Source organism: Chitinophaga sp. W3I9 (genome assembly GCF_050434025.1).
GTDB lineage: Bacteria > Bacteroidota > Bacteroidia > Chitinophagales > Chitinophagaceae > Chitinophaga.
Genome location: NZ_JBNPWC010000001.1, coordinates 6,299,898 through 6,324,039, shown reverse-complemented (window position 1 = coordinate 6,324,039; position 24,142 = coordinate 6,299,898). Strand labels below are relative to the sequence as shown.

Here is a 24,142-nt window from a genome sequence, read left to right as displayed (position 1 = left end):
AATGATCTAATTTTAATTGGCTGGCCAGCCTCAAAAAAAATTTCACAATCCATATGCCATGGCCCCAAAACTGATTTTTTTTCAGGAAAACTGACATTATTTACCCTCTTAATAGGAGGGGAAAGGTTATCCTGTCAGTCTCCTGCCATAACTCTTTATGAAGACTGGATATCTTAAAGAATCATGTTAAGTTTGAGTATGGAAAATTTATTGAAGTATATCCATTCTCTCACCAACTTTACACCGGACAACTGGTGTGCGCTTGCCCCCGCATTAACAACGGTGGTGTTCTCCAAAGATGAATACCTGTTACAGGCCGGTAAAGTTTGTGACGCCTTGTTTTTTGTGAGCAGCGGATACTGCAGGGCTTTCTATAACAAGGATGGGCAGGATATTAATACCGCTTTCTTTTTTGAGAATGATATCGCTACCAATATCAACAGCCTGGCTACCGGTGAAAAGTCGGCTTTCTCCATCCAGGCATTGGGGCCGGTAACGGCTATCCGCTTTGACGTAAAGAAGCTGCGCGAAGTATCCCTGCTGGACCCTGCTATAGAAGCGTTGGGCCGGAAATGCCTTCAGCAGATTGCGGCAAAACAGGAAAAGCATGCCGCCATGTTTAAATTAATGAGTCCGCAGGAACGTTACGAATTCCTGGAGGAGCATGACCCCGGCTTGTTGCAACGGGTGTCGCTTACCCAGCTGTCGTCCTACCTTGGCGTAGCCAGGGAAACATTAAGCCGCATCCGCAGCAGGAGATAGGCATCCTGTTTGTGACGATTGTCACAGGTTAAAATGGTTGGATCTGTGGATCTTTACACCATTAATTTTAAACCATTTAACAACAGAAAGTATGAATGCAACACAATCAGCAGAAACCGTACTTCGCTTCATTAATTCATTGAATGAAGAAGATTTTACCTCGGCACGCAACTGTGTGACCGATGATCTTACGTTTAACGGTGTAATGGGAACCCGTAATGGCGCTGACGCCTATTTCAAGGATATGGAGCGGATGAAGCTGAAATATAACATCCGGAAGGTGTTTGCTGACGACAGCGATGTGTGCCTCTGGTACGATGTAATTATGGATGACAAACCCATACTAAGCTGCGGCTGGTATCAGTTGCAGGACAACCGTATCCGTTCGTTCCAGGTGGTATTTGACCCGCGGCCATTATTGGAAACGGCGAAATAGTTTCGTCACGACAGTAGCCCATGTTTAAAAAAAGCCATTCCTTTACGAATGGCTTTTACTTTTTCAAACATTCACACTAGTTATGGGAAATATCTCTTTTGTTGATTAGTTTACGCATATTTTCCAGGATGGTATTTGCTTCTTCGAAATGAGTATTTAACTTCGGTACCATATCCCTGGCATAGGTACTGATGGCGGTATCCTTAGAGGCTACTGCATTATTAAATTCAAACAGCGTTTTTTTATGATCCTCGATCATCTGTTTAATATAGGCCCTGTCAAAATCTTCTTTCTTAATATCTGTCAGCGTTTGTTCTGTCGCTTTTGCATCGTCTGTAAGATCTGCAGGCATGGTAACGCCTGTTTTATTGGCAATGGCCTGTAATTGTTCATTGGCGGCAGTGTGATCTTTTTCCATCATCGCACCATACTGCCTCACCCGTTCATCCCGGGCTTTACTTTTTGCAAGTTGTCCAAGCCTTATTTCTTTAAGGTTAGCGGCAGCCGCGGTGGTGATAAAATTAACGGTAGCCTTTGGCAGATGATCCATACTTTCTTTCATCGCCACCGTACTGTCTTTTTCCGTTTGCTGGTCCGGTTTCTTTTGCTGCCCGCAGGAGAGAAGGGTAGCCACAGCCAATGTTAGAACAGGATATGTTTTCATCATTCCAGTTTTTGAAAGGATATCAAAAAAAGCGCCATGCCTCGAACCGGGGATTTTATCAATAAGATATGACACTTAAACATTAAACCTAGCCTTAGTCCGCTTGCGGGTATACCAGATACCAGCGGCAGCTAATGCCGCAGCGCCTGCCAGCAGCCACCAACGGGTATTCCCGGCAGGCGGAATGTATTCCACGCCGTTCACCCCGGCAACAGCCGCTTCATTTACATACCTGCCGGAATGGGGCCTGGCAGATGCTTTGAAATTATCTGCCAGTGATTGCAGCTGTTGCTGCATTTCCTGGCCGGTTAACGGCTTCCCATGGCCGGTAGCCACCGTTTGGGGTTGCAGGGCCGCCAGTTTTTTCACACTGCTCTCTGCAGAGATCCAGTCAGGTGTGAAATATTTGGGAGGACCGGATACTTTTTTCGATTGGGTGATCACGTGAGACAGCGACTCCGCCTGGGTGGTTACAAACGCATCTCCCGCCAGCAGTACACCGTCGTATTCGCGGTAAAGACTGATATGTCCCGGTGTATGCCCGGGCGTATGAATATATCGCCATCCCTCCAGCCCGGGTACGGATCCATCTTCCGGAAGCATGAGCAAATGGCCGTTCAGATTAATCCCCTGTTTGGGGAATGTCCACGACAGTAGCGTCATCATACCGCCGCCGGCAGATGGGTCGGGAGGTGGATAGGCAGACCTGCCGGTAAGATAAGGGGCTTCCAGGTAGTGCGCATACACCGGCACATCCCATTCCGACAGCAGCGCCGGAAGCGCGCCGGTATGATCAAAGTGACCGTGGGTAAGAATGATAGCCGATGGTGTTGCCTGTGGCCAGAAGAGATGTTTGGCCACCTGCATAATTTTATGGGCGGAGGTTTGCAATCCCGCGTCTACCAGTACCCAGGAATTATTGGCTGGCTCATGAATGAGGTACATATTCACAAATACGTCGTGTATACCCCACACGCCGGGCGCCACCGCAAACCATTTCTTATAAAGTTTCTCCTCGATTAACGTAATGTTTTCCATACCGGTTGTTTTCCTTCCATACAGCAATTACTGTTCCCTCTGAATGCCCCTGTCTCTCGAAAAATAAAAACAGTTATCTCAAACGGGTTATTTATTTTGCGGCAGAAGTGGACAAAAATAGCGAACAATGAAAATCAACCTGCTCTTCCGCCGCGGGAGAAAAGCATACCTGACAGGCATCTTCCTGCTTGCAGGTAGCCTTACCTCATATGCACAAAAGACTAACCAGGCGCTCCTGCTGGATGGCAATGATAACAACCCCTGTATTGGTATGGGTATCATCCGGAAGCATTGGACCGTGGAAGCCTGGATCAAAGGAAACGATAAAGTCTGGAAAGAACGCGAGGCTATTATAGGCGGCGGTGAATACGCAGCCTATCCCAACATCGACAATCTCTCTTTGATGATCAAAAACGGTCATTTACACAGCAAAAAAGCGAATATAACAGCGCGCGACATACTGGACAGTAACTGGCATCATGTAGCTGCCACCTGCAACGGCGTAGAAACCAAACTTTACCTGGATGGAAAAGAAGTGGGCCGCGCAAAAGGCGCGGTGGATATTTTGCCCGGCGCCATAGGCACCAACGATATGGACTCCAGCACCTTTGGCGGTTGTATCGATGAAGTACGGATATGGACTACCGCACTGGCTCCCGCCACCCTCCGCCGGTGGATGTATCAGCCGTTGGCCCCTTCGCACCCTGACTTCCAGGCACTCAAGGGCTATTATACCTTCGATGATATGCAGGACGATGTATGTCTTAACCTGGTTGGGAAAGGCCACCAGGCATATCATATGCGGAATACACGGAAAAAGTATAAAGAAACATCGCCGTTGGCGGCGCTGGTGAAAAATAACAATCCTTTATTTGTAACACCGCACCCGAAGCAACAACTGTTTAATGCGGTAACTATCCAAAGCGAATGGGATGCGGATCCGGGCAGCGCTAACGACGCGGTACTTAAACTACGTATAGTGGCTAACGGTAGTAAGGAGCCGCTGAAACTGACTGCTTTGCAGCTGGATTTATCGCGCAATACCCGGCTATCCGATATTACGGCAGTGCATGTATATGCTGCCGGTCAGACGCCGCGCTCCAACAGCAGGAAGGAGTTGTTTGGAACAGGTAATACCCCGGGGAAAAAAATGAAATTAGTTTTGCCTCCGGCAGATAGATATGCCTTGCAAGACGGGGTAAATTATTTCCTGGTAACCTTCGATGTAAAAAAGAACGCGGTGCCAGGAGATACTTTGTATGCAGATGTTGCTTCATTTGCTTTAAACGGCACCGCCTATACGCCGGAAGCAGCACCCACCAACATTATGAAAACAGTAGTACCCTCTTCTGCTACCAATGCACATATGGTGAAGCTGCTGCAATGGAATATCTGGCATGGTGGCGTGCACCTAGGAAATAATGGTCCCGGCCGGGTAAAGGAGTTACTGCTGCGGACCAATGCCGATATTATCAGTATGCAGGAAGCCTATGGTACACAACAGTTCCTGAATGATACGCTGGGGTTTCACCTGCAAACACCCGCCCCGGGTGCCAACCTCGCACTGTTCAGCCGTTACCCTTTGGAGCAGCATGCATCCGGTGATAATTTTAAATCCAATACCGCAACGGTGCTGCTGCCGGGCCGCCGGAAAGTATTGGTCGGCAACTGGTGGCTGAGGTATGCCAGTAAACATGAGTACACCGATTTTTATCCTATTCCGGGTTTGGATACTAACGACTGGATCAGGGAAGACAGTGAACTGGCGGTAACAGATGCCCGGAAAAACCTGGAGCAGAATATTAACCCGGTTGCATCTGCAGATACCTCGCTGCCGGTGATTTTGGCAGGGGATTTTAATTCGGGGAGCCACCTCGACTGGACCGCCAGGGCGGCGTTTTTACATTATGGATATGGTCCGGTGTTATTACCGGCTTCCAGGTTTATGCTGGAACGGGGTTACCGTGATAGTTACCGCGAGCTGCAACCCAATGAAGTAACGCATCCGGCAGGCACATTTGCGGTGATTTACGGGCACCTGCAAACATCGCGGATCGACTTTATATATTACAAAGGGCCGGGCATTAAAGCAATCGCTTCTAAAATTATCCGGACATCACCGGAGATAGATGACGTGTGGCCCTCCGATCATGCTGCGGTACTTACTACATTTGATATACGATAACAAGGCGAAATCGGTCACTGCCACACGTTTGAGGAGATCCGTCTCAGTAATGTGTAATCATTTTCTCATAGTAACCCCATCCTGGGAAACTTACATGAATGACTGCGACCAGTCATGTTGACAGAAAACAACACAGGAGCGAGGTTCGCTGTATCAGGCTGCTTTACGTGTAAGATGTCATTGGTATGGATTCACATTTGCGAATGAAATACGAAAGTATTGTTCACTCAAAAATGATGAAGTATGTTCTATCATGTAAAAGACCTGCAGTTTAATGCCCGGGTATCAAAACCGGATCCTGCATTTGCTACTTTATTACTGGAGCAGTTCGGCGGTGCAAACGGCGAATTGGCCGCTGCGCTCAGGTACTTCGGACAGGCATTTGGCGCCAGGAATCCATTTCCGGACAAGTACGACCTGCTGATGGATATAGCCACAGAAGAATTCAGCCACCTCGAAATAGTGGGCGCCACTATCCAGATGCTGTTGCAAGGCATCAACGGAGATTTGAAAAAGGCGGCAGAAGAGTCGGAGATCATGCAGTTACTGGATGGGAAAAAGGCGAAAGAAGAATTTATTCACAAAGCAATTGTAGCGCCGCAGCTGCTGGTGTCTTCCGGAGGCGGCCCTGCATACACCAACAGCCAGGGTGTTCCATGGTCGGCTTCCTATATCAATGGCGATTGTAACGGTGATCTTACAGTAGATCTCCGCTCTGATATGGCAGCGGAATCACGCGCAAAAATCACGTACGAATACCTGCTCCAATTTACTGACGATCCATATGTAAAGGAAACCCTTAACTTCCTGATGACCCGTGAAGTGGCGCACTTCCAGATGTTTGAAGCAGCGCTGGATTCCATACAGCCCAATTTTCCTCCGGGCGTATTGCAGTCTGATCCGCGGTACAGTAACCTCTATTTTAATATGTCCAGCGGCGCTGATATCCGCGGGGCATGGAATGAAGGCGAATCTTCCCAACTCGGCGAAACCTGGCAGTTTATTGAAGATCCTGTTAGTTATGTATTGCAAACAAACGGACTGCTGGATGTGGAACCAACCGGCACCAGCAGAACCCTGCAGGGTGTGGATGAAATAGACAAGAGTTTAAGCCTGCAGCGAAGCGAGGAAATAAACATGGCCGTACCGATTGGAGAACAGTCATGGAGTGAACATAACAATACCGACGGCGTACAAAAAAAGAGCAATGGAAAGGCAAGCCACGCTAAAAAGAAATAAAAAAAATAAGGCAGCAGATGCCGGGTATCATCTTGAAGTGGTTTATTATACTGATCCGCTTTGTTGCTGGAGCTGGGCGTTTGAGCCGCGTTATTCAGCGGCTTGTTAATGAGTACGGAAAACGGTTGTCGGTACGCTATTGCATGGGCGGCATGCTATCGGGATGGAACAACTATCACGATACACTGCATGCGGTTAGCCGGCCTATACAAATGGGGCCAGTGTGGATGCAGGCAAAACAACTGACGGGTGTAGCGTTGAACGATACCATCTGGTTCACAGATCCGCCGGCATCTTCTTACCCGGCCTGTGTAGCAGTAAAGTGTGCTGCCCTGCAATCGGAGCAATTAGCTGCGCAATATCTTTTTAAGTTGCGGACTGCGGTGATGCTCAAAGCAAAAAATATTGCGCGGAAGGACGTGTTGATCTCCACGGCGGAGGAACTGGCGAAAGAGAATCCCTTGTTTGATGCGGGGAAATTTGCAGCGCAGTTAACAAGCCAGCAGGCTATTGATGCCTTCCGGGCGGATATGCAGGAAACAAAATACCGGGGCATCCATCGTTTCCCTTCATTATTATTACAGGTAAGAGATATCAGGAAAAGTTTACTGCTCACGGGAAACAGGCCCTTTGAGGCTATTACATCGTGTATTGACCAATTAGTTGCTGAATAAAATAAAATATCCGGATTATTTATCCGGATATTTTATTTTCCATTGTTCCAGTAATTCTTCAGCTTTGCCGGGTTCCAGGTGTTTAATAATAAAATCCAGTTTTTCTTCCCGCCGGTCGTCACCTTCTTTTGATTGAGGGGATCCGCAGTACCACAGGAAGGATAATCCCACTACCTGCCAGATAAGCTGGAGAAATTCTGACTGCCAGTTTTCCATTGTTTCCCGCATCATCTGTACGGCATATTCCGGTACTTCCGCGGGTTGCGAATGCGCCATCTGCTCATTCAGATAATCTTTCCATCCAAAGTACCAATGTAATGCTACGGAAGCAAAGAACAGGAATAGCGTTACCCAGAAGTAGGCTTTTCGCTTCAGGTAGGAGGGCTTTTTCTGATTTGTTTTCATAACCTGTAATATAACAGTGAATAAAAATTATACAGGTAAATGACTAACAAAATCAAGCCAGGCCTAATACCGGTTATATATTAGCTTCCGGCGCCATTACTGAGGAAATAGTGAAACAGTTTGTCTGAATGATGTGGTTACTTATTACCGGTGTCTTTTGTTTTACGGCTGGATTGCATTCCCAGGTAAACGGCAACGGCAATAATAACTACAATCAATGCGATCAGTGGTACTAACATAGTAAATGGTTTCTGGTATTCCTTCATTAATTATGCCATGTGTGTCGCCTGGAATGCTTGTTGTTGCTGCGTTTGCTGATGTGGATGGCACGATTTTGTAAGTGTATTTCAGGAAGAAATAAACCATATTACTCATTCTTAAATCAGGTTATTATGGAAAACATACTGAACCAACAACGTGATGAAGGAAAAGTAGCAAAGGCGATAGAAAATCAAACGGCAAAACTGCCGTCCGATACTTTTTTGTGGGCATCTATAGGTGCCATGGGATTGTCGCTGGCCCTGCAATGTTTAGGCAAGAAACATGTGAGCCTTTTCATTGGTCAGTGGGCAGCGCCCTTCCTGCTTTTCGGTATTTACAATAAGATAGTTAAGGTAGAAGGTAACGATTAGTTACATGGTGAATGAAGAGGTGAAAACAGCAGGCGTCTTTTTTGGCGCCTGCTGTTTTTTGTCAGATGGATTGCTGAGTGGGAAGTAAACTGCTGGTCATTAAGTTGCAACGCCAGGGTTGACGCAGCAGGAACAGTACCAGTGAGGCGATATCTTCGGGAATCAGCATTTCTTCTTTCTGCTGCATTTCCAGTTTTTTTTCTGCCGGCATATCCAGCAGGTCAGTGCCCACCAATCCGGGTTCAATAAGCGATACCTTGATATTCGATGACTGTACCTCTTTTCGCAGCGCTTCTGAAAAGGCCTGGATACCGGCTTTGGTGGCGGTATACACGGAGCTGTTGGCCGTTCTTACATCCGCGCTGAGGGAGCCGATAAACACAATCTGTCCCCTGCCTTTGTCTTTCATACGTTTCATTGCCTCATGTGAGCAGGCCAGGTGCGACAGCAGGTTGGTGTTGAGCACATATTGCCAATCGTCGTACGTGCCTTCCTCTATCCCCTTGAATGGCACCGCGGCATTATTGATTAGTATGTCGAGGCCTTCAAAATGTTCATCTACCTGTTTAAATGTTTCTTCAATCCCTTTTTTCTCTGCAATATCTGCTGTAAACCCATGCACCTTTCCCTCCATGCCAGCGTCTTTAAACGCCTGAATAGTATCGTTCAGCTCTGGCTCATGTCTGCCGAAAACCATCACCTTTGCGCCGTACGAGGCCAGCAGGAGGGCGGTAGATCTGCCAATTCCGGTGGTGCCACCAGTAATCAGGATTTTTTTTCCTGTCAGTTCTTCCGGTTCATATTTACCGATTGATGAAAAATTTGTTTGCTCCATAAGAATACTTTTTAAATGGTTTACTTCCAGGAGATGGTAATCTGCTGGTTTCCTTTGAGTTTAAATTCAAGATGTCCGTTGTCACACGGCGCGCCGTTTATTTCCGTTTTCTCATCTGTTACTTTGATCCGGGGCAGGGCAGTACGTTTCTGGATGGCTATCATACGCATATGACAGACTCCCTTTTTATGTCCCAATACCCGGAAGGTCACCGTTTTGCCTTTTATGGTAAAGCTGCTGGTGGGATAGTCGATGAAAATGAGGAGCGATTCGCCGGGAACCACGTAATAGTGGCGGGGAATCAAAGCAAAGGCAAGGCCGGAACCGTATACTTCCTGGCCTACGGTCCCCGACTTGTTCCAGCCCTCCTGTAGATCTTCCACGGGTATCCACAACTGATTCGCCACTTCCCCGGTTTTGGTGTCTTCTGACAGGCAATCTTCCGGTAACATGGGCGGATAATAATAGGCTGCCCGGTAAATATAGTAGCGTGTGTATTCACTGAGCAATAACCTGACAGATTCAGGTATGGGCAGGTTTTCCGACATCAGAAGATATTCCCCGAAGGAAGAAAAACACTCGGTTTCCTCGTAAACTGCCGTATATAGCGCATCCGGCAGGGGGAACAGTGCGAAAAAAGTGGGGTAATCTTTTGCATAACCATAATTGCAATCCCACAGCCATACATTTTTAAACATATTAGCGAGACAGAGAAAGCTGATATCCAGGAATACCTCTTCCTTTGTAAGGAGGTATAACTTCAATGCCGTAAAAGCAGAAAAAGCTGTATTGTTGGCCTGGTAAAAAATCTGAAATCCTTCTCCCTGCAACGAAAGACATGCTGCCTTCGCTTCCTGCAGATATATTTCTTCCTGCGTAAGCTCCCATGCCAGCAACATCACTTTTGCATAAATACCGGCTACATCTTTTTCTCCGCCTTTGCCTGGCGCAGTTTCCGCTTTTATTACTTCCAATGTTTCCATGTTATAGAACACCGGCCATTTATAATTAAAATGATGGGCTACTTTTATCGCGAAATCAAGGGATGAGAAAAGCATTTCCCTGATACTTTCATGTCCCTGTTTCATCAGCCTTACCAGGTTCATTAACGGGTGGTGAAGGTACCAGCTGTCCATTAACAAAGGAGTTTTATGTTCTTCCGATTTATCCAGCCTGTCCTGGGCTGCGGGAAGCCACCGGACCAATGTTTTATGTTTTTTATCATAGAAATCCGGTATCACCGCTACAAGATCCTTTATCATCTGCATTTCGCGCCGGCTCCATTGCTGGTAATCTATCAGGGGGAGCAAAACACTCAGCTGCACCATCAGTTCCGGGGGTGTTTTATAATCACACACATAAGCGTTCAGAAAAGCATGGCCATTTACCTGGCACCAGCTGCCGGCGCTGTGTTCCAGATCGTGCCATGTTTTATCCAGTATTTCCGGCCAGTGGTGATATTGTGTTGCCGGTTTGGGAAGATGGAGATATATTTCTGCCAACAGGTCCATAAATTGTTTAGACATGGCTATTTCGTCAGCGGGTGCTTTGTCGTCCATTACCACAAATGCGTCGCTAATGGTGTAGGTTTTGCCCGCCTTTAAGGACTGTCCATCTGAAACAGGCAGCATAAAGCCTATATCAGGCCATGTGCCCCCTACTGAATTACTGGCGGATGTTTTCGTTTGCTCACAGTATTTATCAAGGGATGTTAGGTTTTGAAGATATAGTACGGACCCCGAGCCAGGTTCCTTTATGCTGAAATAGATCATTCCTGTACGCGGACCGTTTTGTGAAAGATGTATGTCACCTTCCGGGATACCCTTGTAACCACTTCGTTTCAGTGGCATAATATCACGTGGCCAGTAGTGAAAGATGAGCGGAGCAATTGGTGTAACGGTTGTTTTACAACGAATCGCCGAGTGTCCGTTATTATAAAGGTCCAGCGTTACCACATAGGAAGCCGCCAGCGTTTGCAGATGAAAAACAGCCTGGTTCTTTTTCCTGACAGTACGTTTGATCACGATCTTGTCGTGCGGGGCATATACCGCCCTGAAAGTAATACGGGCGCCTTCCGGCCACTCGGCCAGCACCCATAAGGCATCTCCTGCGCAGTATACATAGTAATGACAGGCGCCGGATGGCTGGTAAAAGATCTCTTTTAATTCGGGATTATTGAATATTTCATTAATGGCCGTTGCATGAGGTGAAACTCCTTCCATAATCATATATTTAAGCATGCTCCAGGGTTAAAATATGCAGGCACCACAAGGTGATCAGCAAGAGTTGTATACCGGCATCCAGCAGGTATATTTTTGATATCACTGCTTTGGATACATATATCACATCTACCAGCAGTAATACAAGTGCTGTGCCTGCGCCAATAATCAATATTCCCGTTGTTGCAGCCCCCGGATGCAAGGCCGCGTTTAATAAGGTACATCCTGTTACCGCCAGGAGTGCACCTACTGTTTTTACGAGCCATACATCCGTTTTGTGGCCGGTGATTGTTTCAAAGCTGGTATAATACACCAGCGGCCAGATGCCTGTAACCAGGAAATAGATTCCCTGTATCCATAACACTGTTTCAAGTATTTGCGTCATGCACTTTGGCGTTAATTATTAAACACCGCATAAAAATCCGTACCAGTCGGGAGGTCAGAACGGAAGACAACAAAAAGCCTGTTACATAGCACACACAGGCATTGTGAACGTGGATGAAAAGCCACGGACTGATATTTAGGAGAGGACAGATTGTACAATGTTTTACAGGGCTTCCATATTAATGAAGCCAGTGGTGCTGGATGGCTTCCATCGATTGGCCTTTGGTTTCCGGCACCAGCTTATATACCGTTATAAAAGCGAATACACAGCATAATGCAAAGCACCAGAATGTTTGGGGCGTTCCTACAGATGCCAGCATAACGGGCGTTAACTGCCCCATGATCGCATCGGCGGTCCACATTACCATGATGCTGAGCGACAGTGCCTTCGCGCGTATGCTGTCAGGGAATATTTCGGCTGCAATCACAAACTTCAACGGGCCGATAGAAAAGGCGAAGCAAGCAAGGAAAGCCAATACACAAAGCAAGAGATAGATGCCATTAACGGCGCCTGCATAAAAACAGATGCCGGTCAGCAACAGGCTCACCGCCGCGCCGGCTGTTCCCCACAGATATAAGGGGCGCCTGCCAAGACTGTCTACTTTCCAGATCGCAATAAACGTAAAGAGTACGTTTGCTGCGCCAAAAAACAGCTGGCTGATGAGGGAGCTGTCCAGCGTAAGCCCGGATTGGTGCAGTATAGTAGGCCCGTAATAAATAATGGCGTTGATCCCGCTGAACTGTGAGAATAACGGTAGCAGGATGGCAATCAACAAGGCACGGCGGTAGCGCGGCGCCAGCAATTGCGTATAACCGGTGGCGTTATCTTCCGTTAAAGTATGCCTGTGCTTCAGCCAGCGGGGGCTTTCCGGAATAAACGCGATACCCAGTAAAAAAAGCAGTGCGGGGAAAATGCCCACGCCAAACATTTTGCGCCATACCTCCAGGCCGGTGATCAGCAGCCATCCGCTTTGGGCGGGCGTGGCTGCATATTTCAGGAGCAGCGCATTGCTGCCATAGGCGCTGAAAATACCGATGGTCACAGCCAGCTGGTAATAGGTAACCAGCCGGCCACGCAGGTGGTCGGGGGCAATTTCAGAGAGATAAAGGGGTACCACACTGGAGGCGATACCTACCGCCATGCCGCCAAGTATGCGCGCTGCAATGAGCCAGGAAAATACCGGGATAAAGGTGCAGCCCAGCGCGGTGAGTACAAACAGGGCTGCTGAAAGGAATAACAACTTTTTTCTGCCAAGCCGGTCGCTGATGTCGCCGGCAAAAATGACCCCGGCAATACAGCCTGCCAGCGCCGACGAAACAAACCAGCCCAGTTGTGCGGGCGACAAAGAAAACCGGTGCTCCACAAAAGGAAGGATACCGGATACTACGGCCATGTCAAAACCAAAAAGGAAGCCGCCCAGGGAGGCTACCAGCGTAATAAAGGTGAGATGTTGACCGTGTTGCTGCATGTTCAGGTGGATGCTATTTGTTGATAAACCGGATGCGATGATTTTAAAAAAGCTTTGATCAGTTTCACCGGTTCCCCGTTATTGCTGGTAATCCGGCAGTCTGTCGCCGCCGCCGGTATCACGAAAGTTTCCGCATAGTGATACATATTCGTATGCCCGTTGGCGGTAGTAACCGTTATTGTACTGCCTTCTACGAGCATCATCACCAGGCAGTTGCCGTTGGTAGTTATATTAACGCTGTTGCTGAATTCCAGCCGGTGCACATCATAAAAATGTGCCGCATGTGTAGGCAGGTGTACCAGCCGGTAGTCTGCCTCTTGTTCTATTATCACAGGGGCAGCAATGAGTTGCTCTTTTACTGCCTTGCCCTGCCTGCTGAAATCCAGGTTGTGAAATGCATGCGCTATATTGATGGCCCTTGGTTTTCCATCCAGGCCGGGCCGCAGCCAGTCGTACATTTTAAATGTAAAAATGTACGGGGTGGCGCTGATTTCCAGTACCAGGTTATTGGCGCCGGCGCTATGTACAGTTCCGTTAGGCACCAGGAACAAGGTATGTTTATCTGCTGTATGTTGTTGTACAAAATCTGTTATTTCTACCGGAATACCAAGATCCCGGCTGTTTTCCAGTTTGGTTCTGAACACTCCGGGATCAATTCCATCCTGGAAACCCAGGTATACAGCGGCGCCGGCTTTACAATCCAGGATGTAGTAAGTTTCATCCTGCGTAAATGTTTCACCGAAATGTGTGCGGATATAATCCATGGTAGGATGGCATTGAATGGAAAGATTGCCGCCGTCGAAGGTATCTAGGAAGTCGAACCGGATGGGGAATTCATATTTGAAGATCGGGGCATGATTGCCGAGGATAGCCCTGTGCTGCGCATACATCAGCCATTCGAAGGGGATTTCCATCAGGTAGCCATCGCTTTCAAAGAGCACCCCGTTTTCCGGAACAATCAATTCAAAAGACCATGCGTAATTTACTTCTTCGGTGTTGATACCATTGATATGTGTTTTCAGCCACTGCCCGCCCCAGGCGCCGGCTTCAAACCAGGGCCGCACCCGGAACGTGGAATGAACAAGGTGGTCAATTCCCGCCAGCAGATCTTTACTGAATGCCCAGGCAATATGATCCGGCCATTGCGTATCTGCCATGATGTGGATACGTGGCAGCAGGGTTTGCTTATAATGATTGAGCACTACCCAATCCACGAAGTAAAACCGTTTATACATTTCCGTACTGCCGCCGGCGGTATGGCAGCCCAGGTTAGTAATAGTGCCTGCGCGCATACGGTACTGTAATTCATTCTTGGGCAGGTCCAGGTACACCAGCGGGGCAGCGGTATGGGTGAGCCCGGCGCCGACGCCCCATACAATGTGAAGGTCATAGGGGCCATCGAATGACAATGCCGCCAGTTTCTTTTCATCAAAGAAATCAGTGAGCTGTAAAGATGTCTTTCTACCCCACAGCTCACCTTCGTTGCCAATAAAGGGATCGACCAGCTCCTGAATGTTATCACTGTTTTTTAGCAGGCAATGCGTATCATGCCATTTAACGTTTACGCCTATACGTGTAAATTCCGCTTGCAGGGCAGCGCTGATCTTATCCCAGAAAATACCTGCATAGCCGTCAATCAGCACCACCGGGTGCTGTACCATCCATCTGACCAGTGATTCGTATCCTGTCTGTATCTTCCCATTGCCCAGCGGATGGGCCGGGTACCTGTTATAGGTACCTGGCGGTGGGGTGGCTGCATGTTCCGGCAGCAAGGGCTGTGCTGATTCTCGCCAGATCATAATCTTATTTTTTTTCCACACGGATCATTATTACTCCCTTGCCGGGAATGGAGAAACTTTCGGGAACTGTGTGTTTGTTTGTTTCCAGTATATCGCTTTCTGAAATATTTAAAGCAGTGGTTTTATTTTTTGATGTTAGTGTAGCCGTGGCCGTATGATCGGAAGTATTTACCAGTTGCAGCAATACGCCATTGCCGTCTGCCGGAGGATAGAGGTTTTCCACAAGTACATTTTCCCCGCTGATGTTAAAGAACAGGCTTTCCGAAGGAGCGCCGTTTGCAGCGGCAACAACTGGTGGCTGGTGATTTTCCAACCCGTTTTTGTTAACCGCAGTGGCATCAAATGGGCCATGCACCTGCAGATAGTAATGAAAGGTGGCGATGCCTTCCTGGTCCCTCCGGAAATTGGTATGCCACAGGTTATTCATTACCCAGGAAGAAATGAGCGGCTGTTGCTCTATAAAGGAAATCCAGCGGGGAGAGTTGTGCAGGCCGCCGAGTAGTCCTGCAGTAGGGTATTGACCTATTTCAAACAGGGGCGCATCGGGAGCGGACCAGGTAACGCCTGTATTTTTCCCGGATACATCTACCCAACGTTGCTGCGTATACCAGTTCCTGTTAGTATGGGGCAACTGATCAGCCTCAGCGGTTATATTTCCCCAGGGGATGTTGTAACGTACCTGTGCACCGGGGATACGGAACGGAAATACAAAGTGTACGCTTTCCTTGCTGCCAATGGCAGTTTTATCAATCGTGTTAGTCAGCATCACCTGGTCTGTACCTGCAGCGAGTTGTATTTCACGGGTGAGGGAGCGCGCGCCGGGTGCGGGTGTGGTGATCAGCAGGCTAACCACCAGCGGGCCTTTTTCCTTTACCTGGATGTTTGCCTGTCCGCTGTATTGTATTCTTTCAGCAGCGTCACCAGGCATATAGGTGTATTGGTTCAATCCTGCGGAATCGGCAAAGTTGCCGCTATAGCCTTTTTTAAGCAGCTGGATGATGTTGCCTGTCTTTGGATTTACCTGGACGGAGTAAATGCCGTTATCGAGGCTACTATTCGTAACTGTCGCTTTTTTAAACGGCGCTCCGGCGCCAGGATGAATCGTAAAGCGTTGTTTAGAGAAAGGAGGAAGCGCGGTGGCAAGGAAGGCGAGTTCGCCGGTGCTAAGCCGCTGGGAGGGCAGTTTCCTGCCGTTAAGATCTTTTACAAGGTCGCCGGAGGTACTGAGGGCGGCGGGTATGCGCACCAATGTGGTACGGGAATGTCCCAGGGTATTGTAAACGTCTATAGCGGATGTGATAGTGTTGCCGGTATATCCGTTGCCGTTAGTGCTGCTACGCAGCAGCGCTTCGGACCGGCCCCGGGCATTCAACGCAAAGCGCTGTTTAAACTGCCATTGGGCAACGGCTTTAGGATCCTTCGGATCAGACACGCTATTGAAAGCGCCCCAGGTGTGTTCGTTGAACATGATGAGGTCCGTCCAGGTGTTGCGGAAGGAGTCGGCCGGGTAACCGGTTTTTCCCCTGATAGCCCAGATAGCGCCGGCCTGTTGCAGCCGGTCAGATGCGTTCCTGTTGATGGCGGTTTCTTTTGCAGCAGAAGCGATGCCATCCGTCCAGTATTCAGTATAGTCGCCGGTGAACACAGGAATTTTGTCTTTCCATCCGGCTTCAAAGTCGTGGAAAAATTGCTTTACCGAGGTAATAATCAGTTTGGGAGATGTATACCGCTCGTTCCATGCTTTTACTGCGTCCGGCAGCTCAGGGTCTATGGGGGCATTGTCGCTCATAGCCCAGGTGAGGAGCGTCATATTATAGGGAAAGTGGTTGTGCTCCAGCTGGGAGAGATAATCAAAAAGATAGGGATTGAGGAAATTATCGGTGGGTTTGCCGGTGTAATAAGGCTTGGGGTCTTCTACGGTAAAGAAGTTGGGTATTTTGCTTCCTTTCAGCGTATAGCCGATAGAGTAGGGCGACGACTGCCAGAAGAGCACCTGTTGTTTCCCGGAGGCATCCAGCCAGTAGAAGGGTTTATCGCGCCATTGCCCGGAACTGCCGATGCGGTCGTTGGCATTGGGTGCGCTGAGGAAGTACTTCATGCCGGTAATGGCCGATTGACTGATGAGTCCCCAGGAGGCGCCTGGAACATCCCCCTGAAACATGGTGTTGATGTTAATGCCGTAGTCTTTTGCGAGCCGGGCCCCCAAAGAAAACAGTTGCAGCAACTGCGCGGATGAAGTGGCGCTGGTATTGGTGTTGGCGTAAGTCCCGTCGAGGTTGATCCAGCCTTTTTTTACGGCTTCGCGGAAAGTTTGTTTCTTTTCATCGTTGGCGGCGGCGAGGTATTTATCTACCACCCAAAGCGCTTCCGTGCTCCATTTGAAGCGAGCTTCCGGCGGATAGCCGGCCGTACGGGCGGCTATTTTAATTGCTTCATCGATGTTGTTCATATGAATGGCCAGCACTTTTGCCTGTACGTTGGTATAACCTACATCTACATGTGAGTGGGGCATGAGGTATACGTTCCATTGCCGGGTGGGTGAAACAATGCAGCGGGCGGTATAGGTTTGTCCGGCACTGAACAGGCGAACAAACAACTCGGTGTCTTTGTCTATTGCTTCGCCGGGCAGCGGCAGCTCATAGTCCGCGATGCCATCGGGACTGGCTGCCAGCGCGAGACTGTCTTCATGGCCATTAAAATACATATACACCATTGCGGGCTGATAGCTTTTGCCGCCGTGAAAGCGCATTCTTACCATCCGGGCGGGAGTGCCGTGATGATTCAGGTAAGCGATAGTGGATTGCAGTTCAATGCTGGTAAAGGATGTCTGCTGCTGCGATATTTCAGCGCCGGCAGGAGAAAGGGCTAAATTCCCATTATGTGAACCGGGAAATTCCAGGTCCCGTGCGCTGGCATGGGCAGCCGGAAAGCAGCTACATAACAGGAGTTTTGCTATTATATGCTTCATATGTACAAACATACGGACATATTTCAATATTCGGAAAGGATACGGGGTTAAAAAAAGGGCTGACCATAGTTTGGTCAGCCCTTAAAAACGTAATGTTATATGTTAGAAACCCGGGTTATTTGGCAATAACTTCGGGTTTACATCGCTTTCCTGTTTAGGAACAGGGAATAGCAGTTGTTTCGCGGCGAACGTAGCGCCGAATACAGTTTTATGTCCTACGAAGTCGTCCCAGTTGCCGGTTACATCGTTGTGAACTTTCCGGGTCCGTATCATATCGAACCACATTTTATTTTCGAAGCACAGTTCAAAATACCGTTGAAGCCATACTTCGCGCTCAAAAGCAACTTGTGATAGCGCGCCCAGCGGCGCCAGCTTAGCCCGGGCACGGATGGCGTTTACATAACGAAGAGCATCTGCATTAGGTCCGCCTTCTGCACGGTTAGAGGCTTCTGCATACATCAGGTACACATCTGCCAGGCGGTACAGCGTATAGTTAAGATCTGATTTGGCCGTGCTTACCACCGCTAAAGAATCAAACCACTTGTAGATGTAGCGGCCCTTAAAAGTAACTGTATCTGTACCAGGGTCTTTCCGCTTGTACTTGGTATAAAAGAATTGTCTTTCCTGTACCCTTTTATCACCGGCGGGGAATGAAGCAATAAACTGCGGAGTAGGATATACAGATCCATATTCATCAGAGTACTTTGAAATGCCTGCGTAGTTTGGAATGGTAAGCGGTGTAAGCGGATTAAGGCTTGGTACGGAAGCGGCGTACTGCACCTGGAAAATGAACTCCCCGAGATTTTTATTGGCGGGGTTGATCATATTCGTGTATTCCGGGAACAGGAAATAGCCACCGTTTGCAATCACCGACTTGGAGGCTGCTGCTGACAGTGCATAGTATTGATTACCGCCATTGATGGCCGCGCCGGCATAAGTCAGGTATACATCTGCAAGAAGTGATTGAACAAGCCCCATTGATACTTTACCCGTTTTATCTGACCAAGGCAGTGTGGATTTTGCCGCAGTGAGCAGATCCGGGATAATGATCTCATCATAAATCGCTTTCGCTTCTGTACGGGGCAGGTTCAGGTTGAGATCTTTGGGCACTTCGGTCACTTTGGGAACCGCGCCGTATAATCTTACCAGGTGAAAATAATAAAGCGCACGCAGCGTATGTGCTTCTGCCAGCATGTTGGTTTTATCTGCATCCGACACTGCGGCCTGTGGCAGCTTTTCAATGGCCAGGTTACAGGCGCCTACGCCCATGTATAAACGTTGCCACCAGGTATCCACATAAAAGGAAGTAGCGTTATAACTGAGGTTCTGAAAGGTGGCAAACCCGGTTTGCCCGAGATCACTGTTGGCCTTACCTGTCATGAATTCCATCAGGTTATAAGTGTTACCGCCATAGGAAGATGGTTGTCCCTGTAAGAAACCTTGCAGGTATTGGTACGATCCGTTTGCCAGCGCGCGTGCTACTTTTGGATCAGAGAGGTCAGCATCCGGCGGAAGAAAATTCGTGGGCTTTTGTTCCAGGAATTTTTTGCAGGAGCAACTGAGCAACACCAGCAACGCGAGTATAATATGTTTAGTCGTTTTCATTTTCATATTTTTTTAATCACAAAAAAGGTTATCACATCAACGGGTACACGATTTCATCAGAAATCAAGATTCACACCCAGGTTCCACACGCGCGGGCGGGGATAAGGGAAGAAGTCGATGTTCTGTGAGAATCCGGTGTTGGAGCCATAACCAAAGTTAAAGGTGTCTACTTCAGGGTCATAACCGGTGTATTTGGTAATGAGGAAAAGATTTTGCACGCTGCCATAGATGCGGAACCTGCGGATATGGCTTCTTTGCATCCAGGATTCAGGGAAGGTGTAACCCAGGGTAAAGTTCTGTCCCCGGATATAGGAACCGTCTTCTACCCACCAGGTATCAAAGTGGGAATCCTGTGTAAATTTATAACTGCGCACCTGGGCAATATGTGTATTCTGATTTTCCGGCGTCCATGCATTCAATACGGTGGCGAGGCTGTTAGCCAGCGTCTGACGGTCTTCCACAGAGTGTTTGAATGCAGCAGCTGTATTTACGCCCTGTACAAAACGGATATCAAAAGTAAAATCCCATCCTTTGTATTTGATGGTGCTGCTGAAGGTACCGGTCCATTTTGGATAGGCGCGGCCTATGATATCATACACCGCATTGCCGGCAGCATCGTATTCGTATTTCCTGTCGCCCGGCAGGAGGGAGTGTTTGGCTGCTTCTGCTGCTTCATCCGTACCATAGGTACCTAACCTTTTCATTCCGTAGAAAGAACCGATAGGCTCGCCTACACGCAGGATATTGGTTTGCCCCAGGAAATTGGGACCAGGGAAGATATCTGCGTTACCATCGTTGAGCGTGAGAATTTTATTTTTATTGGTAGCAAAAACGAAGGTAGTGGACCAGGTAAAGTTTGGTTTCTGGATGTTTACCGTATTCAGGTTTACTTCCAGACCGGTGTTTCTTACTTCACCTATATTTTTATACACATTTGGTGTGTACATACCGGCAGACCACGGAATAGGTGTTGCCAGCAGGAGGTCTGATGTTTTACGGTTATAGTAATCCACGTTCAGGTTAATGCGGTTATCCCACATCCCCAGTTCCACACCGGCGTCTATCTGGTTGGAACGTTCCCATTTGAGATCGGAGTTACCAATATACCCGGGTACAAGTGTTGGCTGGTTGGCGCCGCCTATTACGGTTTGATCGGGACGGTACTGTGGAGAGTACTGGAACTGACCAATTTCCTGGTTACCAGAGGTACCATAACTGGCGCGGATCTTCAGGTTGTTGATGGTTTTATTGCCTTTCAGGAAGTCTTCCTCAGAAACGCGCCATGCGGCCGCTACGGAAGGGAAGAAGGCGAACTGGTTGTCTTTACTGAATTTGGAAGATCCGTCATACCTCGCAGTAGCGGTAAAAAGATACTTATTCTTCAGGTTGTAGTTAACACGGCCATAGTATGAATTCATTGACCACGGCTGCGTTTCTGAAGTGATGTTGTTACGTACGGATCCTGCCGCCAGTGAATTCCACTGGAAGTAATCCGACAGGAAATTTTGTGTTTCCGCCAGGGCATTTTCATTACTGAATTGCAGGAAGGAAATACCCACTACTGCGTTTAAGCTGTTATTATTTTTGAACTGTTTGTTATAAGTAAGATAGTTTTCTGACTGCCAGTATTTGTTGTAGTTAGTAGTGATCCTGGCTATACCGCCCTGATCCTGCGACAGGTGAGGAAGATTGCCGGCGGAATAGAAATTGGCTTTATTGCTGATCTGATCGTAACCAAAGTCGGTTTTAAAATTCAGGTCTTTAGTGATCTGGAACTGCATGTAAAAATTGCCAAGGGTATGTACCTGGTTATTGAGGGTATACCTGTTCTGCGCAATCTGTACAGGATTTGGGCCTCCTTCAAGACCGTCAATATCATAGTTGCCTGCCCAGGAGCCGTCGGGATATCTTACCGGTACAATAGGCACTTCTTCCGTTACCATTCTCGGTACGTTTAAGGAACCGTTACCATCAGACACCACTCTTTGCGTGCTGGATACGATATTCAGGCTACCGCCAATTTTCAGCCAGTCTTTCACCTGGTCATCGAAAGTGGCCCTGGCAGAATATCTTCTGAACCATGATTCTATCATTAAACCATTCTGATCCAGGTAACCAAGGGACGCGCTATAGAGCAGTTTGTCATTACCTCCCTGGAAGTTCACCTGGTGGCTGGTAGACACGGCCGGTTTATAGGTTTCTTTTTCCCAGTTGGTGTTGTACAGCGGTTTGTCGTTCTCGTCAAACAGCAGCGGGAAATGCTCATGATCCAGGATAGCGGTGGGTGTCCAGGTGCCGTGGTCCGGATCGAACTTGGTGGCATTGGCAAATGATTCGTTATATACTTTTACAAATTGCTCTGAATTTAAGGTGGGAAGATGACTGGCCAGTGTACTTACGTTTACGTCGCCCTGGTAGCTTACCTGGGTCGGACCGGCCTTACCACGTTTGGTAGTGATCATAATTACACCGTTGGCGCCTCTCGCACCATAAATAGCAGTGGAGGAGGCATCTTTCAATACTTCAATGGAAGCGATATCATTCGGGTTGAGCGCATTTGCATCAACACCCGCCACTCCATCTACTACATACAAAGGATCCACAAAAGAGTTGATAGAACCGATACCGCGGATACGCACCTTAGCTGCCTGGCCGGGGGCGCTGCTGTTGATGTTTACGTCCACGCCGGCTACCTTGCCCTGCAGTGCCTGTGAAATGTTGGGAACAGGCTTATCCATTACCTGCTCGCCTTTAAGGGACGCCACCGCACCGGTGAGGTCAGATTTTTTTACGGATCCGTAACCAATTACCACAAGGTCGCTTAAGGTACTTACCTGTACTTCCAATGCTACATTGATGGTGGTTTGATTACCAACCCTGACCTCCTTGGTGCCGAATCCGGTGAAGGAGAACACCAGCACGGCGTTTTCGTTGGGCACCGACAGGGAGTATACGCCGTCTACATTGGCGATGGTTCCGCTGGAAGTGCCTTTAATGGCCACCGTGGTGTTTGGAATGACGGTCCCGTCAGCGGCGCTGGTAACTTTACCGCTTATTTTGATCTGGGCCATTGCATGCATGGAAATTAGGAGGCATGCAAGCACATAAAATAGTTTTGCTTTCATAACAAGTCTTTAGTGATGAGGTAATATTAGCCGGTGTTTCAGTTGATAGTAGTCACAGGAGCTATACGTGGAAGTCCCTGTGATAACAAGTGAGATTAGGTTTTAAGATTATGGTAATACTATGTTTTTTAATAAGATCCGGTTGACGAATAAATAATAACTGAGCAGGCCCAATTGTTTATTCTACTGCTGATTAATTGCCCACTTTTTTAAAAGTGTAATGGCATCTGATAAAACACCTGCTTCTCCACGAAAATTTCCCGATCCTTTTGGCGTGCCAGTCTGAACGTCGTACCATTCAAAGAAGCCATTCTGAGCAATGACGCGATCGGTCATGGGTTTAAGCTCTGCTACGGCTTCCTGTATAAATCCGTTTATAATAAGCGCCTGGATCATGCGTCCGCCGAACCAGGTCCAGTCGCCGGCATTCTGATACACATAAGGATGCATATTCGGGAACTCCTTTGCCGGGTAAGGAGGATACACCGTGATCCCTATGGTTGCAAACTTTTCTTTAGCGGCGGCCTGAGTCATTTGCCGGTTAATGGCCGCTATTTCTTTTGGTGTATGAAATCCTGCCAGTATTGCGCAGGCAGTGCCCCCGGTATAGAGGATCTCTTTTTCGTTGAATGAGGGGGAAAACGGGCTTCCGTTCAAATAAAGATGTGGTATGTATTTCTGTGCCCTGTTATCCCATAAATGTTTGCGTACATTTTTCCGGATATCTGTTGCTATTTTGCTCCAATCCTTTTGTGCCCGGTAGTTTGCTGGTTTGATTGCCAGGAAATCCTGTATCGCCATCACAAACATGGCGTTATCATAAATATCGACCGCCCATTTTGTTTTTTCATTGATCGCCACGCCCCAGCCGGTTTCGGGTTGCACGTCGCCCCAGTCGATGGTCGTAGCGCCTTTAATCAATCCGTATTTTTCCGACCAGCGCTCTTTCAGCAGATAGGCCATAGAGGCTTCCATCCGTTGCAAAATCGTTTTATCATTTATGGCCAAAAAAAGGAAGGCTTTATCGCCGGTAACAGCCACATATTTTCTAACCGCCTGTATCAGGGAAGATTCCTGATCGGTTTCCACGGTATTCTTATGAGCGGCCCATTGGGGAGCCAGATCGGAGTACCGGTACTGGTAGCCCACAGTTGCCTTTTCGCGTGGAATAACGCCGTCGGGTATATTTCCATCTGTGCCTTGCATACGGAAAAACAGCAACAGCATTTCTTTTACCTGATCATGAGGTAATACCTGCAGCGAGCCATTAATGAAAGTATTGAAATCCCTGATCCATACTTCGCCGTAGGAAGTGCCGGCAGAGAAACCGGTGAGTAGTCTTAATGCGCGGGCCTGTACAGTATCCAGCCGGCTATCTGCTAATACAGCTGCCGCCAGGGTCCTGGTGTTATCCTGGGCAGTCGCGTTTCCCGAAAGGAATACAGGAGCAGTGATGCCAGCAATAAACGGAATTATAGAAAAGACTTTTTTCATAATGTGGCCCCGGATATTATGTACAAACATATAAACATAATTTAATTATTGCAAGAAAAGTTTTTAACATAGCTATAACAGGCAACTTGCTTTATAAGCCGTTGATTATCTGGATGCTATATGATGATGGACGGCAAGACAACAATCCTCTGCAGAGATCCTGTTTTTTTCTCCGGAACATACATACGTTCAAAATAAGGGGGGCTAAA

Annotated in this window: 18 protein-coding genes; 6 read left to right on the top strand and 12 right to left on the bottom strand. The window is 48.0% G+C overall.

Annotated elements, in window-relative coordinates; translation table 11 throughout:
* Nucleotides 1–198: 198 nt before the first annotated feature.
* A complete protein-coding gene (locus QFZ51_RS25660) occupies nt 199–762 on the top strand; it encodes a Crp/Fnr family transcriptional regulator (protein ID WP_429050296.1) in 564 nt (187 codons plus the stop codon).
* Between the two features lie 91 nt (nt 763–853).
* The gene (locus QFZ51_RS25655) at nt 854–1,198 is read left to right on the top strand and encodes a nuclear transport factor 2 family protein (RefSeq protein WP_429050295.1); all 345 of its coding nucleotides are present in this window, start codon (nt 854–856) and stop codon (nt 1,196–1,198) included.
* A gap of 76 nt (nt 1,199–1,274) precedes the next feature.
* Here QFZ51_RS25655 and QFZ51_RS25650 read toward each other — a convergent pair whose 3' ends face one another.
* A complete protein-coding gene (locus tag QFZ51_RS25650; protein WP_429050294.1) occupies nt 1,275–1,862 on the bottom strand; it encodes a DUF4142 domain-containing protein in 588 nt (195 codons plus the stop codon).
* A 75-nt stretch (nt 1,863–1,937) separates the two neighbouring features.
* Nucleotides 1,938–2,900, bottom strand: a complete 963-nt coding sequence (locus QFZ51_RS25645) for an MBL fold metallo-hydrolase (RefSeq protein ID WP_429050293.1) — start codon at nt 2,898–2,900, stop codon at nt 1,938–1,940.
* 127 nt (nt 2,901–3,027) lie between these two features.
* On the opposite strand from QFZ51_RS25645, the gene QFZ51_RS25640 reads away from it, so the two are divergent.
* From QFZ51_RS25640 to QFZ51_RS25630, 3 genes are all read left to right on the top strand, one after another.
* Nucleotides 3,028–5,085 carry an endonuclease/exonuclease/phosphatase family protein gene (locus QFZ51_RS25640; protein WP_429050292.1) on the top strand — a complete coding sequence of 686 codons (2,058 nt, stop codon included), beginning with the start codon at nt 3,028–3,030 and terminating at the stop codon, nt 5,083–5,085.
* Nucleotides 5,086–5,328: 243 nt separating this feature from the next.
* Nucleotides 5,329–6,324, top strand: coding sequence for a manganese catalase family protein (locus QFZ51_RS25635; RefSeq protein WP_429050291.1), 996 nt, complete (start codon nt 5,329–5,331; stop codon nt 6,322–6,324).
* 17 nt (nt 6,325–6,341) lie between these two features.
* Nucleotides 6,342–6,998, top strand: coding sequence for a DsbA family protein (locus QFZ51_RS25630; protein ID WP_429050290.1), 657 nt, complete (start codon nt 6,342–6,344; stop codon nt 6,996–6,998).
* Between the two features lie 15 nt (nt 6,999–7,013).
* Here the strand turns inward: QFZ51_RS25630 and QFZ51_RS25625 are convergent, their stop codons facing one another.
* The gene (locus tag QFZ51_RS25625) at nt 7,014–7,403 is read right to left on the bottom strand and encodes a DUF6766 family protein (protein ID WP_429050289.1); all 390 of its coding nucleotides are present in this window, start codon (nt 7,401–7,403) and stop codon (nt 7,014–7,016) included.
* Nucleotides 7,404–7,795: 392 nt separating this feature from the next.
* Here QFZ51_RS25625 and QFZ51_RS25620 point away from each other — a divergent pair, with 392 nt between their 5' ends.
* Complete coding sequence (locus QFZ51_RS25620; RefSeq protein WP_429050288.1) at nt 7,796–8,035, top strand: hypothetical protein; 240 nt, start codon at nt 7,796–7,798, stop codon at nt 8,033–8,035.
* A 61-nt stretch (nt 8,036–8,096) separates the two neighbouring features.
* On the opposite strand, the gene QFZ51_RS25615 is transcribed toward QFZ51_RS25620, so the two are convergent.
* From QFZ51_RS25615 to QFZ51_RS25575, 9 genes are all read right to left on the bottom strand, one after another.
* Nucleotides 8,097–8,870 (bottom strand): SDR family oxidoreductase, encoded by a 774-nt coding sequence (locus QFZ51_RS25615; RefSeq protein ID WP_429050287.1) that lies wholly within the window; start codon nt 8,868–8,870, stop codon nt 8,097–8,099.
* A gap of 20 nt (nt 8,871–8,890) precedes the next feature.
* On the bottom strand, nt 8,891–11,092 hold the full coding sequence (locus QFZ51_RS25610; RefSeq protein WP_429050285.1) for a hypothetical protein: 2,202 nt from the start codon (nt 11,090–11,092) through the stop codon (nt 8,891–8,893).
* A gap of 10 nt (nt 11,093–11,102) precedes the next feature.
* Nucleotides 11,103–11,474, bottom strand: coding sequence for a hypothetical protein (locus tag QFZ51_RS25605; RefSeq protein WP_429050284.1), 372 nt, complete (start codon nt 11,472–11,474; stop codon nt 11,103–11,105).
* A 178-nt stretch (nt 11,475–11,652) separates the two neighbouring features.
* Nucleotides 11,653–12,942 (bottom strand): MFS transporter, encoded by a 1,290-nt coding sequence (locus QFZ51_RS25600; protein WP_429050282.1) that lies wholly within the window; start codon nt 12,940–12,942, stop codon nt 11,653–11,655.
* 2 nt (nt 12,943–12,944) lie between these two features.
* Nucleotides 12,945–14,741, bottom strand: a complete 1,797-nt coding sequence (locus QFZ51_RS25595) for a class I mannose-6-phosphate isomerase (RefSeq protein WP_429050280.1) — start codon at nt 14,739–14,741, stop codon at nt 12,945–12,947.
* Between the two features lie 4 nt (nt 14,742–14,745).
* Entirely contained in the window at nt 14,746–17,709 is a 2,964-nt protein-coding gene (locus tag QFZ51_RS25590; protein WP_429050278.1) for a glycoside hydrolase family 38 C-terminal domain-containing protein, read from the bottom strand.
* A gap of 102 nt (nt 17,710–17,811) precedes the next feature.
* Nucleotides 17,812–19,314 carry a RagB/SusD family nutrient uptake outer membrane protein gene (locus QFZ51_RS25585; RefSeq protein ID WP_429050276.1) on the bottom strand — a complete coding sequence of 501 codons (1,503 nt, stop codon included), beginning with the start codon at nt 19,312–19,314 and terminating at the stop codon, nt 17,812–17,814.
* A 56-nt stretch (nt 19,315–19,370) separates the two neighbouring features.
* Nucleotides 19,371–22,439 (bottom strand): SusC/RagA family TonB-linked outer membrane protein, encoded by a 3,069-nt coding sequence (locus QFZ51_RS25580; RefSeq protein WP_429050274.1) that lies wholly within the window; start codon nt 22,437–22,439, stop codon nt 19,371–19,373.
* A 183-nt stretch (nt 22,440–22,622) separates the two neighbouring features.
* Entirely contained in the window at nt 22,623–23,933 is a 1,311-nt protein-coding gene (locus QFZ51_RS25575) for a hypothetical protein (RefSeq protein WP_429050272.1), read from the bottom strand.
* Nucleotides 23,934–24,142: the final 209 nt, after the last annotated feature.